The 16,244-nt window shown below is 65.4% G+C and carries 14 protein-coding genes and 1 pseudogene; 7 read left to right on the top strand and 8 right to left on the bottom strand.

Annotation, left to right across the window (positions count from 1 at the left end):
- Positions 1 to 9: 9 nt before the first annotated feature.
- The 3 genes from HND92_RS04420 to HND92_RS04430 all read right to left on the bottom strand — a co-directional run bounded on the left by HND92_RS04420 (position 10) and on the right by HND92_RS04430 (position 1,966).
- The gene (locus tag HND92_RS04420; RefSeq protein WP_011804091.1) at positions 10 to 351 is read right to left on the bottom strand and encodes a chaperone modulator CbpM; all 342 of its coding nucleotides are present in this window, start codon (positions 349 to 351) and stop codon (positions 10 to 12) included.
- A gap of 2 nt (positions 352 to 353) precedes the next feature.
- A complete protein-coding gene (locus HND92_RS04425; protein ID WP_172206160.1) occupies positions 354 to 1,349 on the bottom strand; it encodes a DnaJ C-terminal domain-containing protein in 996 nt (331 codons plus the stop codon).
- A 125-nt stretch (positions 1,350 to 1,474) separates the two neighbouring features.
- Positions 1,475 to 1,966: an Lrp/AsnC family transcriptional regulator gene (locus tag HND92_RS04430; protein ID WP_103738609.1), complete on the bottom strand. Its 492-nt coding sequence runs from the start codon at positions 1,964 to 1,966 to the stop codon at positions 1,475 to 1,477.
- A gap of 136 nt (positions 1,967 to 2,102) precedes the next feature.
- Between HND92_RS04430 and glmS the strand changes: the two genes are divergently transcribed.
- Complete coding sequence (glmS, locus tag HND92_RS04435) at positions 2,103 to 4,013, top strand: glutamine--fructose-6-phosphate transaminase (isomerizing) (protein WP_172206162.1); 1,911 nt, start codon at positions 2,103 to 2,105, stop codon at positions 4,011 to 4,013.
- A 154-nt stretch (positions 4,014 to 4,167) separates the two neighbouring features.
- Here glmS and HND92_RS04440 read toward each other — a convergent pair whose 3' ends face one another.
- Entirely contained in the window at positions 4,168 to 4,803 is a 636-nt protein-coding gene (locus tag HND92_RS04440) for an NAD(P)-dependent oxidoreductase (RefSeq protein WP_172206165.1), read from the bottom strand.
- A gap of 115 nt (positions 4,804 to 4,918) precedes the next feature.
- Here HND92_RS04440 and HND92_RS04445 point away from each other — a divergent pair, with 115 nt between their 5' ends.
- Positions 4,919 to 5,821, top strand: a complete 903-nt coding sequence (locus HND92_RS04445; RefSeq protein ID WP_172206167.1) for a LysR family transcriptional regulator — start codon at positions 4,919 to 4,921, stop codon at positions 5,819 to 5,821.
- Positions 5,822 to 5,833: 12 nt separating this feature from the next.
- Here HND92_RS04445 and HND92_RS19305 read toward each other — a convergent pair.
- Positions 5,834 to 6,316, bottom strand: a pseudogene (locus tag HND92_RS19305) (DUF4256 domain-containing protein); the annotation flags it as partial.
- A 358-nt stretch (positions 6,317 to 6,674) separates the two neighbouring features.
- Between HND92_RS19305 and HND92_RS04455 the strand changes: the two are divergent.
- Positions 6,675 to 7,736: an NAD(P)-dependent alcohol dehydrogenase gene (locus tag HND92_RS04455; protein ID WP_103738107.1), complete on the top strand. Its 1,062-nt coding sequence runs from the start codon at positions 6,675 to 6,677 to the stop codon at positions 7,734 to 7,736.
- Here the strand turns inward: HND92_RS04455 and HND92_RS04460 are convergent.
- Positions 7,733 to 8,851 (bottom strand): IS630 family transposase, encoded by a 1,119-nt coding sequence (locus HND92_RS04460; protein ID WP_231403305.1) that lies wholly within the window; start codon positions 8,849 to 8,851, stop codon positions 7,733 to 7,735. The two genes, HND92_RS04455 and HND92_RS04460, sit on opposite strands and share 4 nt — an antisense overlap.
- A 47-nt stretch (positions 8,852 to 8,898) precedes the next feature.
- Positions 8,899 to 9,168, bottom strand: coding sequence for a translation initiation factor IF-1 (gene infA / locus HND92_RS04465; RefSeq protein ID WP_011804098.1), 270 nt, complete (start codon positions 9,166 to 9,168; stop codon positions 8,899 to 8,901).
- A gap of 504 nt (positions 9,169 to 9,672) precedes the next feature.
- Between infA and HND92_RS04470 the strand changes: the two genes are divergently transcribed.
- Genes HND92_RS04470 through HND92_RS04485 form a run of 4 tightly spaced genes read left to right on the top strand, consistent with a single transcriptional unit; the run spans position 9,673 to position 15,702 of the window.
- Positions 9,673 to 13,086, top strand: a complete 3,414-nt coding sequence (locus HND92_RS04470; protein WP_172206169.1) for a response regulator — start codon at positions 9,673 to 9,675, stop codon at positions 13,084 to 13,086.
- 41 nt (positions 13,087 to 13,127) lie between these two features.
- On the top strand, positions 13,128 to 13,961 hold the full coding sequence (locus HND92_RS04475) for a protein-glutamate O-methyltransferase CheR (protein ID WP_012655637.1): 834 nt from the start codon (positions 13,128 to 13,130) through the stop codon (positions 13,959 to 13,961).
- Positions 13,958 to 14,557, top strand: a complete 600-nt coding sequence (locus tag HND92_RS04480) for a chemotaxis protein CheB (protein WP_172206171.1) — start codon at positions 13,958 to 13,960, stop codon at positions 14,555 to 14,557. The genes HND92_RS04475 and HND92_RS04480 overlap by 4 nt, the downstream gene beginning before the upstream one ends.
- Positions 14,554 to 15,702 (top strand): hybrid sensor histidine kinase/response regulator, encoded by a 1,149-nt coding sequence (locus HND92_RS04485; protein WP_172206173.1) that lies wholly within the window; start codon positions 14,554 to 14,556, stop codon positions 15,700 to 15,702. Before HND92_RS04480 ends, HND92_RS04485 begins: the two co-directional genes overlap by 4 nt.
- 52 nt (positions 15,703 to 15,754) lie before the next feature.
- Here the strand turns inward: HND92_RS04485 and HND92_RS04490 are convergent, their stop codons facing one another.
- Complete coding sequence (locus HND92_RS04490) at positions 15,755 to 16,126, bottom strand: response regulator (RefSeq protein WP_012655640.1); 372 nt, start codon at positions 16,124 to 16,126, stop codon at positions 15,755 to 15,757.
- Between the last annotated feature and the right edge of the window lie 118 nt (positions 16,127 to 16,244).

The following is a 16,244-nucleotide window of genomic DNA, read 5'->3' on the forward strand; positions in this document are numbered from 1 at the left end:
CCGCCGCGCTCAAGGCATCGCCGCAGGCAGGCCCAGGCGCGTCTGCAGCTCGCGCAGGCGCTGGCGCAGCGCGGTCACTTCCTCGATCAGGTCTGCCGTCAGTGCGGCCAGCTCGGGGTCGGCGTCAAAAGTGGATTCCAGGCGTGCCAGCCGCCGCGCGCGCACCACACTTGCGCTGCTGAATCGCCAGTGCCCGCCTGCCTGCTCGCCTTGCAGCAAGCCGGCCTCCAGGCGCTCCACGACCCAGTCGGGGCCCATGCAGCAGGTGCGTGCCAGGTCTTCCAGCGTGAGGCGGGGCTGCTCGTCCAGCAGCTCGGCCAGGGCATGATCAACAAATGGGGGCGTGGGCATGCTCAGGCTCCTTGCGTAGAGGGCTTGCGGGGCTGGAATTGCGGGAAGGCCTGCGCGAACGCGCGGTAGGCCTGCTGCTGGGCCTCGTTGGTGGCGGGGGGCAGGGCCACGTGCAGTTCCAGGTACAGGTCGCCGGGCGTGGCGGCGGGAATGCCGCGCTCCTTCAGGCGCAGCTTGCGGCCGGGTTTCCAGCGCGGCGGCACGGTCACTTCCACGGTGGCGCCGCCGGGTGTCTGCACCTCGACGGGGCCGCCCAGTTCGGCCTCCCAGGGCGCGAGGGTAACGGACTGGTACACGTCGCGGTCTTCGGCGCGCCAGCGTGCGTCGGGCTTGAAATGCACCTCCAGGAACAGGTCGCCCGCGGGCGCGCCGCCCAGGCCCGGGCCGCCCTGGCCGCCCAGGCGGATGAGTTGGCCCTCCCGCACCCCCTTGGGGATGTTCACCTGCAGCTGGCGTTCTTCATTGACCAGGTGGCCGCTGTCGTCCAGCCGCGCACCGCGCAGCGTCAGCGTGCGCTCGGCGCCCAGGTAGGCATCGCGCAGGTCCAGCTCGATGCTGGCGTGGTGGTCGCGCCCGCGCTGCGGTGAGGTTCTGCCGCTTCCATCATGGGCCGACGGGCCCGCGTGCCGGCTGCGCTGGGCGTGGGCGGCGCGGCCGAAGAGCTGCTCGAAAAAGTCGCTGAACTGCGCCGCGTCCATGCCCTCGGCGCCGGGCGTGCCGGTGAACTCGAACCCTGCGTCCCAGTTCGGCGGCGGGCGGAAGTCCTGCCCCGCGCGGTGCGGTGCCTCGCGGCCCAGCGCGTCGTAGGCGGCGCGCTTCTCCGGGTCCGACAACACGGTATTGGCCTCATTCACCTCGGCCATGCGGGCCGCGGCATCGGCCTCCTTGCTCACGTCGGGGTGGTACCGGCGCGCGAGCTTGCGGTAGGCCTTCTTGATGTCGGCGGCAGTGGCGTCGCGTGCCACGCCGAGGATCTGGTAGTAGTCCTTGAACTCCATGCGTCCCTCCATGCATGGCCGGCCCGCAGTGGGCGCGGCCTTGAGGTTCACAGAGTGGAGTCGATGTCCCGGAAGGTCAAGAGGTCGTGCAGGATTGCTATAAATTCAATAGCTGTTGATGCTTGCTAGATAAGCGCTAGAGGTACTTTTGTTTCAAACTTTGCACGGTGGACCGAGAAGAACGACTTCACGTTGCGCACATTGGCGTCCTGCGTGAACAGCCGCTGCGACAGGGCCAGGTAGCCCGGCATGTCGCGCGTGTGCACGATGAGCACGAAGTCCGGCCCCGGCGAGACGCGCCAGCATTGCTGGACCTCGTCTTCGGCGACGGCGCGGGCCTCGAACGCGTCCAGGTGCTCGGCACCCTGGCGGTCCAGTGCAACCTCGACGATCGCAGCCAGCCCGTGGCCCTGCAGCGCGGCCAGGCGGTCGGGCTGCAACAGCGCCACCTGCCGCTCGATCAGGCCCAGGGTGTGCAGCCGCCGCACGCGGCGCAGGCAGGTGGGTGGGGAGACATGCACTTGTTCTGCCATAGCTTGGTTGCTGAGGGAGGCGTCGCGCTGCAGCAGGTCCAGCAATTGCAAATCCACGGCATCCAGCGAGGAATCAGATTCCATTAAAGTGTGTTTTATGAAGAAATATTTCTTAGATTATGGCGGAAGAAATTTTTGTTCATATGTAATGAAAATCAGATCAAAAATTTCTTGAGAGGCCGCCTAGCATCTCGCCCATTCTTTCATTGGAGCAGTATTTATGTGCGGCATCGTCGGCGCGGTATCCACCCGCAATATCGTTCCCATCCTGGTGCAGGGCCTGCAGCGGCTGGAGTACCGCGGCTATGACTCCTGCGGCGTCGCCGTGCACGAGGCGAGCCTGGGCGAAATGCCCGCGGGTGGCCTGTACCGTGCGCGCAGCACTGCCCGCGTGGCCGAATTGCTGGCGCAGGTGAACCATGAACACCTCCAAGGCGCCACGGGCATCGCCCACACCCGCTGGGCCACGCACGGCGCCCCCGCCGTGCACAACGCCCATCCCCATTTCAGCCATGGACCCGGTGCCGCGCCGGCGCAGGCAGAGCGCCCCGGCCGCGTCGCGCTGGTGCACAACGGCATCATCGAGAACCACGAGGAGTTGCGCGCCGAGTTGCAGGCGCGCGGCTACGTGTTCTCCAGCCAGACCGATACCGAAGTCATCGCGCATCTGGTGGACAGCCTGTACGACGGCGACCTGTTCCAGGCCGTGCGCGCCGCGACTGCGCGGCTGCACGGCGCATTCGCCATCGCCGTGATCCACAAGGACGAGCCGCACCGCGTGGTGGGTGCGCGCGCGGGCTCGCCCCTGGTGCTGGGTGTCGGTGAGGGCGAGCACTTCCTGGCCAGCGATGCCATGGCCCTGGCCGGTGTGACCGACCAGATCGTGTACCTGGAAGAGGGCGACCTGGTGGACCTGCAACTGGGCCGTTACTGGATCACCACGGCCGATGGCCAGCCGCTGGACGCCGGCAGCCGCCCCGTGCGCACCGTGCACGCACACAGTGGTGCGGTGGAGCTGGGGCCCTATCGCCACTACATGCAAAAGGAAATTTTCGAGCAGCCGCGCGCCATTGCCGACACGTTGCACGGCCTGCAGGGCATCGTGCCCGAGCTGTTCGACGGCGTGGGCCAGCCCGGACAGCAGGGCGCGGCAGCCTGGCGTGTGTTCAAGGAGATCGACTCCGTGCTCATCCTCGCCTGCGGGACCAGCTACTACAGCGGCTGCACCGCCAAGTACTGGCTGGAGGGCATCGCGGGCATTCCCACCCAGGTGGAAGTGGCCAGCGAATACCGCTACCGCACCAGCGTGCCCAACCCGCGCACGCTGGTGGTGACCATCAGCCAATCCGGCGAAACCGCCGACACCCTGGCCGCACTGCGCCATGCGCAGAGCCTGGGCATGCGCCACACGCTCACCATCTGCAACGTGGCCACCAGCGCCATGGTGCGCGAGTGCGAGCTGGCCTACGTCACCCGCGCCGGCGTGGAGATTGGCGTGGCGTCGACCAAAGCCTTCACCGCGCAGCTGGCGGGACTGTTCCTGTTGACCCTGGCGCTGGCGCAGTCGCGCGGGCGCCTGACCGAGGAGGCCGAGGGCAACTACCTGAAAGCCATGCGCCACCTGCCCGCCGCACTGCAGGCCGTGCTGGCGCTGGAGCCGCAGATCATCAGCTGGTCCGAGGACTTCGCGAAGAAGGAGAACGCCCTGTTCCTGGGCCGCGGACTGCACTACCCCATTGCACTGGAGGGTGCCCTCAAGCTCAAGGAGATCAGCTACATCCACGCCGAGGCGTACCCCGCGGGTGAACTCAAGCACGGCCCGCTGGCCCTCGTCACCAGCAGCATGCCGGTGGTGACCGTGGCGCCCAACGATGCGCTGCTGGAGAAGCTCAAGAGCAACATGGAAGAAGTGCGCGCCCGTGGCGGCGTGCTCTACGTGTTGGCTGATGCCGATACCCATATCGACAGCAGCGAAGGTCTGCACGTCATCCGCATGCCAGAGCACTACGGCGCCCTGTCGCCGCTGCTGCACGTGGTGCCGCTGCAACTGCTGGCCTACCACACGGCCTGCGCGCGCGGAACGGATGTGGACAAGCCCCGTAACCTGGCCAAGAGCGTCACGGTGGAGTAAGGCCAAGCACGCCGGCGGCGCGGTTGCCGCCGCCCGGTTGCGGTATTCCAACGATGCCTATCGCCGGCATCGGTGGTTCATTGGTGCAGCGAAAGCCGGGGCAGAGGATCGCCCCGGGTCGGGCGCGAACCGGCACGGGGCTTTCGGTTCGTTCTCAGTGCGCCACAGTGAAGCGCCGGCCGCGGTGTTTCGCGGACTCTGCTTCATCCACCATGGCGACCGCATAGTCCTCCAGCGAGATGTCGCTGGGCCCGCTATCGCCCATGATCACGGCATCGTTCGCGGTCCGGTACTGTCCGGTGCGGGTTCCCGGGTGGATCATGGGCGGGGGGCTCAGCACCGTCCAATCCACATCGGGTGTTTCGCGCAGCAGTTTCAGGGCTGCTCGGGCACCCTCGGCCGTCGCTTTCCATTGTTCAGGGAACGACGGTGCGTCGAGCAATTGCACGCCGGGCTCGACCTCCAGACTGCCCGCCCCGCCGACGACCAGCAGGCGGACGCCCGTGGCACGCGCTGCATCGATGATGGAGTGCATTCCTTTGAGGTAATAGCCATATACGTCGGAGTTGGCATGGCCACTGAATGCGCTGATCACCACGTCGTGCCCACGGAGAACCGCGCGCAATTGCTGAGAGTCCAGGGCATCTGCGCCCTGAACCTCAAGGCCCTGCGCGGCGGGGAGTCTTGCGGGGTTGGACACGATGGCGGTCACGTGATGACCGCGCGAGAGCGCCTCTTGGCGGATGGCGGAGCCGATAAAGCCAGTGGCGCCGATCAGTGCGATACGCATGGAATGTTCCTTTCTTTGACCCGCGGATTCGGGGTGCGGGGTCAATGATCCTCTTGCCGCATCGTCAGAAAAAGAGGACAAAAAGGACAATACTGGTATCTAATTCGAACCAATCATGCCATCCCCCGTGGGCGATCTCAACCTGTTGCGCGCTTTCCTGGCCGTCGCCGATGCGCGCAGCTTCACGGCCGCCGCCGAACGTCTGCACATTGCGCGTCCGCAGGTGAGTCTTCAGATTCGCCGTCTGGAAAACGTGCTGGGCGCTGCCCTGTTCCACCGTACGACGCGCACGGTTACGCTCACCGATGCCGGGCAACGGTTGTTCGAAGAAAGCGCGCCTCTCATGCAGGGGCTTGAGCAAGTGCTGCAACACGCCGGATCGCGTGGATCGGGTCTGCGTGGCCGCTTGCGTGTCAGTGCGCCTGTTGAATATGCCGTTCAGGTCATGTCGCCGGTGGTGGCGGAGTTCGCTGTCCGCCATCCCGAGGTCAGTTTGGAACTTGTGGTCAGTGACAAGGTGCAAGACCTCGTTGGCGAGGGCATCGACGTGAGCATCCGTGTGGGGTGGTTGCGCAATTCAAGCGCGCGGGTTGCGAAACTGGGGGAATTTGGGCAGGCGGCCCTGGCGTCACCCGAGTATCTGGCCCGCTGTCCGCGTCCGGAGGCTCCCGAGGACCTGGCGCATCACCGGTGGATCGCGCTGACCTTGCTGCCGGCGCCCCTCACATGGTCATTCACCAACGGGACAAAGGACATCACGGTGCGCATGGCGCCCAAGCTGCGCACCGATTCCGCTGTCGCCTTGCGCGCCTTGCTGCTCAATGGCGCAGGCGTTTCGGTTGGCAGTTTGCTTCACTTGGAGAGTGACATCCGCAGTGGAACGCTGGTTCGGCTGCTCCCGGAATGGACATTGCGCAAAGGAGGCGTCTATGCCGTGTATCCGCCCGGCACAGCCATTGCACCTGCGGCGCGCGCCTTCGTCGAGCTTTTGAAGGGCGAAATGCTCCGGAGGGCTTGATGCAGGGGTCCAAATCCAACTCGAAGTCTTCTGGTCGAAATCCTCTACCTCCTGTAGTGCGCGGTACTGCGCCTCTGTCAGCAGGGTGACGCCCATGGCCGCGGCCGCTTCGATGGCGCTGTTCTGCGGCTTGTGCAGCTTGCGGGCATGCAGGGCCTGTGCGTCGTAGCACAGGCTCCTGCGCCCGCTCGGGCTCTCCGCCGTGCAATCGCAGAAAAGGTAGGTTCCGTCCGCGGTGGCACTGCCGACGATGTCGGGCTCGCCGCCCGTTGCCTCCATGTCCTGCAGCGCCTCCAGTTTGTTGGCATTCAAGCGTGCATGGACATCGGCCCAGGCGACGGTGGGGTGCCGGTGCATGTGGCTCTCGAACCGCTTTTTCAGCGTCTGGACAAGGACATCACGTTGTGCTGTTTTCATGTCTGCTCCTGGCAACGGCGCCTTCAGCGCCTGGGTGGTGGCTTGTTGCATCGTCAGCGGGCCCAAACGACGACGCATGGCATGTCCAGCGGCGACCTATATGGACGCGAGCGCTGTGGGATGCCGACCCCGAGTAGGCTGGCATAGACGTCACGGTTTCACGCCACCGGGCCGGTGCGGAGGTGGGCAAGCAGCCGTTTCACCACCGCACGGTGTGGGGGTGTCATCGTGTCCTTCATGTCAACTCCTTGGTCGGGGGCATGGCCAGGCTGAGGGGCCGTTGACGCGGTTCTACTCCAGCAACGCCCTGCCTTCCAGCGACGCCCGAAGGAAGGCAGGCCCTGCCTCAGGCCGGAAGTACCGATAGGATTCTGTTCCGAAACGCATCGGACCGAACCTGTACAACAGGGGCGTGAGCCATTCACAGGAGAACCCCATGACCGTCAAAGCCTACGGCGCCCACGCGAGCGACCGTCCATTGCAGCCCCTGGAGATCGCACGGCGCGCGCCGGGCGCGCACGACGTGCAGATTGGCATTGCCTATTGCGGTGTGTGCCATTCCGACCTGCACCAGGTGCGTTCGGAATGGGCGGGCACGCTGTATCCGTGCGTGCCGGGGCATGAAATCGTCGGTCGCGTAGTGGCCGTGGGCGCGCAGGTGTCGGCGTTCCAGGCGGGCGACCTGGTCGGCGTGGGCTGCATTGTCGACAGCTGCCGGCATTGCCAGGATTGCGACGAAGGGCTGGAGAACTATTGCGGCCACATGGTCGGCACCTACAACGGCCCGACCGAGGACGCACCCGGCCACACGCTGGGCGGATACTCGCAACAGATCGTCGTACATGAGCGCTATGTGCTGCGGGTGCGCCATCCGCAAGGGCAGTTGGCCGCGGTTGCTCCGCTGCTGTGCGCGGGCATTACCACCTACTCGCCATTGCGCCATTGGAAGGTGGGTCCGGGGCATCGCGTGGGTGTGGTCGGCATCGGCGGGCTGGGCCACATGGGCATCAAGCTGGCGCACGCAATGGGGGCGCATGTGGTGGCATTCACCACCTCTGAATCCAAGCGCGCTGCGGCGCTCTCGTTAGGTGCGCACGAAGTGGTGGTTTCCCGTCATCCGCAGGAGGTGGCCGCGCATGCCAACAGTCTCGACTTCATCCTCAACACGGTGGCGGCGCCGCACGACCTGGATGCCTTCCTGCGCCTGCTGCGGCGCGACGGTGCGATGACGCTGGTGGGTGCGCCAGCGTCGCCCCATCCGTCGCCCAACGTGTTCAACCTCATCATGAAGCGGCGCACGCTGGCTGGCTCCTTGATCGGCGGCATTCCCGAGACCCAGGAGATGCTCGATTTCTGCGCGGAGCATGGCATCGTGGCGGATATCGAGTTGATCCGCGCCGATGAGATCAATACCGCCTATGAACGCATGTTGAAGGGCGACGTGCAATACCGCTTCGTCATCGATATTGCCACGCTGGCCGAATCGGCCGGGGCCTAGTGTAGTGTTGCATTCTGTTTGGAACTTAATCGGCTATTGGCGCGGATGACCTTTTGCAGGATGTCGCGAGCGTTCTTGGTCCAGATGAACGGCTTGGGGTTGGTGTTGTGATGCGCGATGTACTCATCGATGGCCGAGACGAGTTCGGGCACGCTGGTGAACACCCCGCGGCGTAGCCGGTTCTCGGAGATGTCGCGAAAGAAGCGCTCGACCATGTTCAGCCACGATGCCGAGGTCGGCGTGAAGTGCATGTTGAATCTGGGGTGCTTGGCCAGCCACTCCTGCACAGCTGGATGCTTGTGCGTGGCGTAGTTGTCGGCGATCAGATGCAGCGTCTTGTCCTTGGGCGTCTCCCGATTGATTTGACGCAGGAACTTCAGCCACTCGATGTGGGTGTGGCGCTGCTGGCACTGGCCGATGACCTGACCGTTGAGCACGTTGAGCGCAGCGAACAAGGTGGTTGTGCCGTTGCGCTTGTAGTCGTGCGTCATGGTGGCCGCGCGCCCCTTCTTGAGCGGCAGCCCGGGCTGCGTTCGGTCCAGCGCCTGCACCTGGCTCTTTTCGTCGCAGCACAGCACCAGCGCATGCTCGGGCGGCGACATGTAAAGCCCCACGATGTCTTCGAGCTTTTGCACGAACTGCGGATCGCGCGAGACCTTGAAGCCGCGCACGATGTGAGGCTTGAGACCGTGGGCCTGCCAATGGCGCATCACGGTGCTGGCGCTGACGCCCAACTCAGCGGCCATCGTGCGCGTGCTCCAGTGCGTGGCCGCCTCGGGCTTGGTCTGTGTGGTTAGCTTCACAAGCTTGGCCACATCCACCTTCACCGGCGGTGCGCCGCGCGGCAAGTCGCGCTCGATACCTTGCAGCCCCAATTGCAGGTAGCGTTCACGCCAGCGCGCCACCTGCACGCGCCCAATGCCAAGCTGCTCGGCAATATCCTTGTTTTGCAGCCCCTGCGCGGCCAGCAGCACGATCTGGGCGCGCTGGGCCAATCTGACGCTGGTGCGCTTGGAGCGCGCCAGCCGGCTCAGCTCGCTTTCCTCTTCATCCGTCAACACAATCGTCGGGGCAACTCGCAATTTTTCACTCCAATGCAAACCGTAGTAGAGCATTGGAGCGTGGTTGCTCAATTAAGTTTCATTAAGAATCAAACACTACACTAGCGGCGATGGGGCGAGGGGCGGCGCGGTGCGCCGCCGGCACGCGGCTCCAGGTGGCGGAAGGTGATACGGCCCTTGGTGAGGTCGTAGGGGGACATCTCCAGAGACACGGTGTCGCCCGCAAGCACTCGAATGCGGTGCTTGCGCATCTTTCCGCCCGAATAGGCGATGAGGGTGTGTCCGTTCTCGAGGACCACGCGAAAACGGGAATCCGGCAGCACTTCGTCTACCTTGCCTTGCATTTCAATCAACTGCTCTTTATTGGACACGGAACTCCTTTGAGATCAACGGCAAGAGCCAGCATGGGCATGCCCTTGCCTGGGGGCCTGTGAGAGCACAGGCTGCGGAACGCGCCGGCCGTCCGGCGCGATAGACGAGGTATTGCCCGTCTTTTGCTGCGCTGGCGCGTTGCCACCTGCGGCAGTGAAATGAAGGGCCGTAAGCGCGCTGTAGAACGCACAGTGCGGCGGATCACCGAGGGAAGGGGTGGGAAGCCGGCGCTTGCCGCTGCGGGGATCTGCTCCCCCGGGCGCGCGTAACGCGGGAAAGGATGGGAGTTTAGGACAATTACATAAACCTTGCTGACCAGTGATGGATTGGCCCTGCCGGCAGGTGCGACATAAGATCGCTAGAGGGATACGCTGCGGTGAAGACGTTGCCCTACAGGAGCAAGGGACCCGTTGCTCCTGTCATCGCGCGGCAATGTTTACTCCACGTCACACATGACTGTCTCCAGTTCCGATGCTCGGCCCCGTGCGGCCATCCGAGGGGGCATGCCCGTCCGCCTGATGGTGGGATTTGCTTTGGCGGCATTTGCCGCCCTGTTGATCGCCGTGCTCACCTACCGGTCCAACGACGAGCGCGCGAAAGCCGTGGACAACCTCAACGCGACGGTCGAACGGATCACGCAGATCCAGATGGTCTGGTCGCATTTGAAGGACGCTGAATCCGCCAAGCGGGGCTACCTGCTGTCAGGGCAGGAGCAGACGCTGGGCTTGTTCACCGTAGCCCAGGCCGCCGTGCCGGTGGCCCTGGAAAAGCTGCGCGGGATGACGCGCGGGAGCCTTTTGGAGCAGCAGCGCTTCGACCAATTGCAGGGGTTGGCCACGAAGCGCATGACCGAACTTGCGCACATCGTTGCGCTACAGCGCGAGGGCCGGCGCGAAGAGGCCCTGGAGGCCATGCGCGGCGACGGTCAAGCCACCATGGAAACCACCCGCACGCTGGTGCGCGAGATGCTCAACACCGAACAGCAGCAACTGCAGGCCCAGCGGGAGGTGTGGGAAGGAGCGTTTGCCATCTCGGCCTACCTGACGTGGGGCAGTGCCGCCGTGCTGTTGCTGCTGACCTGTGCGTCTGCGGTGATGACCATGGCGGAGTACCGCAGCCGCGAGGTCGAGAACTGGATCAAAGGCAACCTTGTAGGGCTGGGCACGCGGCTGCAAGGTGAGCAGCGCATCCATGACATGGCGGGTGCTGTCATCGGCTATCTGGCGACGGAGTTGGATGCCAGGGTAGGGGCCATCTACGTGACGCAAGGCCACGGCATCTTCGAGCGCATGGGCGGCTATGCGCTGGCGCCCGACACCGGCCCTGGGGCCGTGCGGGCGGGAGAGGGCCTGCTGGGCCAGGCGTTGCAGAGCCGCACTCTTCAGCATGTGCGCCACGTGCCCAGCGGGTATCTGCCAGTGACCTCCGGCACGGGCCAGGCCACGCCCGCCGAATTGGTGATGATGCCCATCGTGCTCAATGGCGTAGCGCTCGCGGTCGTCGAAATGGGGTGGTTCCGCGCGGTTGCTCCGCACGAAGTTGACTTCCTTGTGCGCGCCGGGGAGCAGTTGGCCCAGGCCGTTCGGGGCGCATTGGATCGCTCGCGCCTGGAGAGTCTGCTGGACGAGACGCAGCGCCAGGCGGAGGAGTTGCAGGCGCAGCAGGAAGAGCTGCGCGTCAACAACGAGGAACTGGAGCAGCAAAGCCGCATGCTGCAGGAGTCCCAAAACCTGATGCAGGCGCAGCAGGCGGAGTTGGAGCACAGCAACGCCCAGCTGGAAGCGCAGACCGAGCAGCTGCAGTACCAGAAGCAGCGCCTGCTGACTGCACAGGACGCCCTGGAGGCCAAGGCGCGCGATTTGGCGCAGGCCAGTCAGTACAAGAGTGAGTTTCTGGCCAACATGAGCCATGAATTGCGCACACCGCTGAATTCCAGCCTGATCCTGGCCAAGCTGCTGGCCGACAACAAGCAGCAGAACCTGACGGCGGAACAGGTCCGCTATGCGCAGACCATCCACAACGCTGGCACCGATCTGCTGAACCTCATCAACGACATCCTCGATCTGTCAAAGATCGAGGCGGGGCAGACCTCTGTCGAGATTGGCCCGGTGACGGTGGCCAAAGTGGTGGCGGGCGTGATGGAGCCGCTGCGGGCCCAGGCGCAGGACAAAGGCCTGCAATTCAACGCGGTGGTGGAGCCGGGCGTGCCGGCATTCATAACCTCCGACGCGCAGCGCCTGGCGCAGATTCTCAAAAACCTGCTTTCCAATGCGCTCAAGTTCACCGCGCGCGGCGAAGTGACCATGCGTGTCTTCGCAGGAGACAACGACACGCTGTGCTTTGCCGTGCGGGATACGGGCATCGGCATCGCACCCGACCAGCAAGAGCGCATCTTCGATGCCTTCCACCAGGCCGATGGCAGTACCCATCGCAAATACGGCGGCACTGGCTTGGGCCTGTCGATCTCCCGGGATCTGGCGCAGTTGCTCGGCGGCAGCATCGCGGTGCAGAGTGCGCCGGGCGAAGGCAGCGTCTTCACGCTGACCCTGCCCGTCACGGCGCCCCTTGTCGGCGATCCGGGCGAGCGTCCTGCAAAGCTGCCAGTGGCGCCGGCGCTTGCCACACGCGCTGCCGAACCACCGCATGCGAGCCAGCCAGAGGCCCCGGCGGCAAAACCATGCGCCCCCGTGCACGTCCTGCCGGATGACCGGGAGCAGTTGGAACAGGGGCGTTACACCATCCTGGTCATCGAGGACGACCCGCGGTTTGCGCGCATCCTTTGCGACCTCGCGCATGAGATGGGTTTTCAGTGCGTCATCGCCTCGACGGGCAGCGACGGCCTGGCGGCGGCGCTGGAATACGGCCCCAGCGCGGTGGTGCTGGACATGAACCTGCCGGATTTCTCCGGCCTGGGCGTGTTGGACCAGCTCAAGCGCAACCCGGCCACGCGCCATATTCCCGTGCACGTGGTCTCGGTGGCCGACTACATGCAGGAGGCCATGGAGCGCGGCGCCATCGGCTATGCGCTCAAGCCCGTCAAGCGCGAGGAGCTGGAGCAGGCGCTACGCCACATGCAGGCCAAGTTCACCCAGAGCATGCGCCGCGTGCTGGTGGTGGAGGACGACGCGCGCCAGCGCGAGAGCGTGCGCCACCTGCTGGCAACCGACGGCGTGGAGATCGTGGGCGCCGCCACCGCGCGGCAGGCATTGGACCTGCTCAAGGGCAGCACGTTCGATTGCATGGTGATGGACCTGCACCTGCCCGACCTGAACGGGTACGAGCTGCTGCAGCAGATGGCCGAGCAGGAAGAGGTGTCCTTTCCGCCCGTCATCGTCTATACCGGGCGCAACTTGTCGCGCGACGAGGAACAGCAACTGCGACGCTTCTCCAAGTCCATCATCATCAAGGACGCGCGCTCGCCCGAGCGCCTGCTGGACGAGGTCACGCTGTTCCTGCACCAGGTGGAATCCACCTTGCCGGACGACCGGCGCCGCATGCTGCAGCTGGCGCGCGACCGTGAGTCCACTTTCGAGGGGCGCACCATTTTGGTGGTGGAGGACGACGTGCGCAACGTGTTCGCGCTGTCCAGCGTGCTGGAGCCCACGGGGGCGCGCGTGGAGATCGCGCGCAACGGACGCGAGGCGCTGGAGGCGCTGGAGCGTTCCAACGCCGCCGGCGAGAGCGCCGTGGACCTGGTGCTGATGGACATCATGATGCCCGAGATGGACGGCTTCGCCGCCATGGCGGAAATCCGCCGGCGCCCCGAGTGGCGCCGTCTGCCCATCATCGCCCTGACCGCCAAGGCCATGAAGGACGATCAGGAGAAATGCCTGGCCGCCGGCGCCAACGATTACATCGCCAAGCCGCTGGACGTGGAGAAACTCCTGTCGCTGATGAGGGTGTGGATGCCCAAGTGAGCGTGCGCCAGCGCGAGGACCCACGATATCGGAGCCAACACTTGCCGCACCAACGCAAGACCGCAGAGATCGAGCAGCAGCTGCTGATCGAGGCCATTTACCTGCGCTACCACTACGACTTCCGCGGGTATGCGCAGTCGTCGCTCAAGCGCCGGCTCCAGGCCGCGCTCACGCGGTTCGACTGCGAGACGCTGTCCCAACTGCAGCATCGGCTGCTGCACGAGCGCGGGGTGTTTCCCGCGCTGCTGGACTACCTCACCGTGCAGGTCAGCGATGTGTTCCGCGACCCGGAGTACTTTCGCGCGCTGCGCGAAAAGGTGGTGCCGCTGTTGCGTACCTACCCCTCGCTCAAGATCTGGGTCGCGGGCTGCAGCACGGGAGAGGAGGCGTATTCGCTCGCCATCCTGCTGCGTGAAGAGGGGTTGCTGGAACGCTCGTTGATTTACGCCACCGACATCAACAGCACGGCACTGCAGCGTGCCGAGGCGGGCGTATACGACATTGAGCGCGTGCCCGGCTTCACCGAAAACCATGCGCGCTCGGGCGGGCGTTCCTCGCTGTCCGACCACTACAGCGCCGCCTATGGCCGCGTGGTGTTCGACAAGAGCCTGCGCCGGCATATCGTTTTCTCCGACCACAGTCTGGCGACCGACAGTGTATTTGCCGAGGTGCACCTCATCTCCTGCCGCAACGTGCTGATCTACTTCGACCGTACGCTGCAGGACCGCGCCCTGGGCCTGTTCCGCGAGGCGCTGTGCCGGCGTGGATTCCTGGGCCTGGGGGCCAAGGAATCCCTGCGCTTTTCCTCGCACGCGCCGGCATTCGAGGACTTCGTGGCGCCCGAGCGCATCTTTCAGAAGAGAGGTGACGCATGAGGCAGGTGGCTTCGCCACGCGTGCGCCTGGACGCCATTGCCATTGGCGGGTCGGCCGGCAGCATCGAAGCGCTGGGCGCGGTGCTGCCCGCGCTGCCTGCGGGTTTCCATGCGGCCCTGCTGGTCGTGCTGCACCTGCCGCGCGAGCGGCCCAGCCTGCTGTGCAACATCTTCCGCCAGCGCTGCGCCCTGCCGGTGCGCGAGGCCGAGGACAAGGAGCCCGTGGAGCCGGGCACGGTGTATTTCGCGCCGCCTGACTATCATTTGCTGGTGGATTCGGGACCGAGGCTGTGCCTGTCCGCGGATGCGCCGCTGAATTTCTCGCGCCCGTCGATCGACGTGTTGTTCGAATCCGCCGCCGATGAATATGGGCCGCGGCTCATGGCCATGCTCCTGTCGGGCGCGAACAGTGACGGAGCGCGGGGCTTGCGCGCAGTGCAGGCCGCTGGCGGCGCCACGGTGGTGCAGTCGCCCGACAGCGCTTCGTCCATGGCCATGCCGCAGGCGGCGCTGGCCCTGATCCAACCCGATCAGGTGCTGCCCCCGGCACGCATCGCCGCGCTGTTGACCACCTTGCATAAGGAGGGACTTTCGTGATTTTTGCCCCACCGGCTGCACAGGCCGCGAGTCATCGAACCGGCGCGTGCGTGAAATGCCTGATCGTGGATGACGTTCCTGAAAACCTTGTCGCATTGCAGGCGCTGTTGAAGGATGAGGACGTAGAGATCCTCATGGCCGGCTCCGGCGCCCAGGCGCTGGAACTGCTGCTGGCCCACAACGACGTGGCGCTGGCGCTGCTGGACGTGCAAATGCCCGAGATGAACGGTTTCGAACTGGCGGAGTTGATCCGCGGCAGCGAGCGCACGCGGCACATCCCGCTGATCTTCATCACCGCCGGCTCGCGGGACCAGGGCTGGCAGTTCCGCGGCTACGAAAAAGGTGCGGTGGACTTCCTCTACAAACCCGTCGACCCCCACATGCTGGTCAACAAGGCCCGGGTGTTCTTCGACCTGCAGCGCCAGCGGCATGCGCTGGCACGCGAGCTGCAGGAGCGCACCGAGGCGTTGTACATCAACGAGATGTTCATGGCCGTGCTCAGCCACGATCTGCGCAGCCCGCTCAGCGCCATCATGGCCGTGGCCAGTGTGCTGCAGCGCGCTCCCGAGCCCGCCAAGGTGCAGGCTCTGGCGTGCAACGTACAGCAGGCTGGGCGGCGCATGGGCCGCATGATCGAGGACCTGCTGGATGTGACGCGCGCCCGCCAGCATGGCGGGCTGGCCATCGAGCCTGCACCCATGGACCTGGGGCCGCAGGCGCAGCGCGTGGTGCAGGAAGTCCGTGCCGGCCACCCCGAGCGCCACCTGCGGCTTGAGCAGCAAGGGGATCTGCGCGGCGAGTGGGACGAAGAGCGCCTGGGCCAGATGCTGGCGAACCTGCTGGGCAACGCCATGCACCACGGCACGCCCGACCAGCCGGTGGAGTTGTCACTGGACGGCGCCGCCGCCGATACCGTGGTGCTGCGCGTGAGCAATGGCGGCGGGATTGACACCGAACTGCTGCCCCGGCTGTTCGCGCCATTTACGGGCCGGCGCAACCGGGCCGGTCAACACCAGGGATTGGGGCTGGGGTTGTTCATCGTGCACCAGATCGTGCAGGCCCATGGCGGGACGATCGATGCCGCCTCGCAGGCGGGGCGCACCTGCTTCACGGTGACGCTGCCGCGGCGCGCGGTGGCGGCTTGACAGGAAGGGGACGGGGGGATGCCGGGCCTTCAGCGGCCCGGCGCGTGCCGCCTCAGGCGGGGCTGGCGCTTTGCAGGTGGCTGGCGATCACGTCCAGCAACTCCTCCAGCTCTTCCAGCTCGAACGGCTTGAGCAGGGACCGCACATGCGGGCCCAGCGTGCCCACCCCGTGCTCCAGCGGATAGCCCGAGCACAGCACCACCCAGCGCTGGGGGTTGCTTGCCAGCAGGTGACGGCACAGATCCAGCCCGCTCATGCCGGGCAGGCTCACGTCGGAAACCACCACGTCGTGCGGCTGGGCCGCATCGCGCTGCAAGGCCTCCTCGGCCGTGGCGCAGGTGACGACGGTGCGGCCTTCTCCCTCCATCAGCAGGCCGATGGTGTCTCGCAGTTCGCAGTTGTCTTCGACGTAGAGGATGCGCAAGTAAGGTCCTTGGGAAGCGGGCTCTGCCGCAGGGCAAAGGGGCATTGTGCGGGGAACGTCTTACGCCGGTGTAAGACAATGTGCCGTTCTGCGAAATTATCGTTAAAAATGGCTACAA

It is taken from the genome of Diaphorobacter sp. JS3050 (genome assembly GCF_013154915.1).
Classification (GTDB): domain Bacteria; phylum Pseudomonadota; class Gammaproteobacteria; order Burkholderiales; family Burkholderiaceae_C; genus Diaphorobacter; species Diaphorobacter nitroreducens.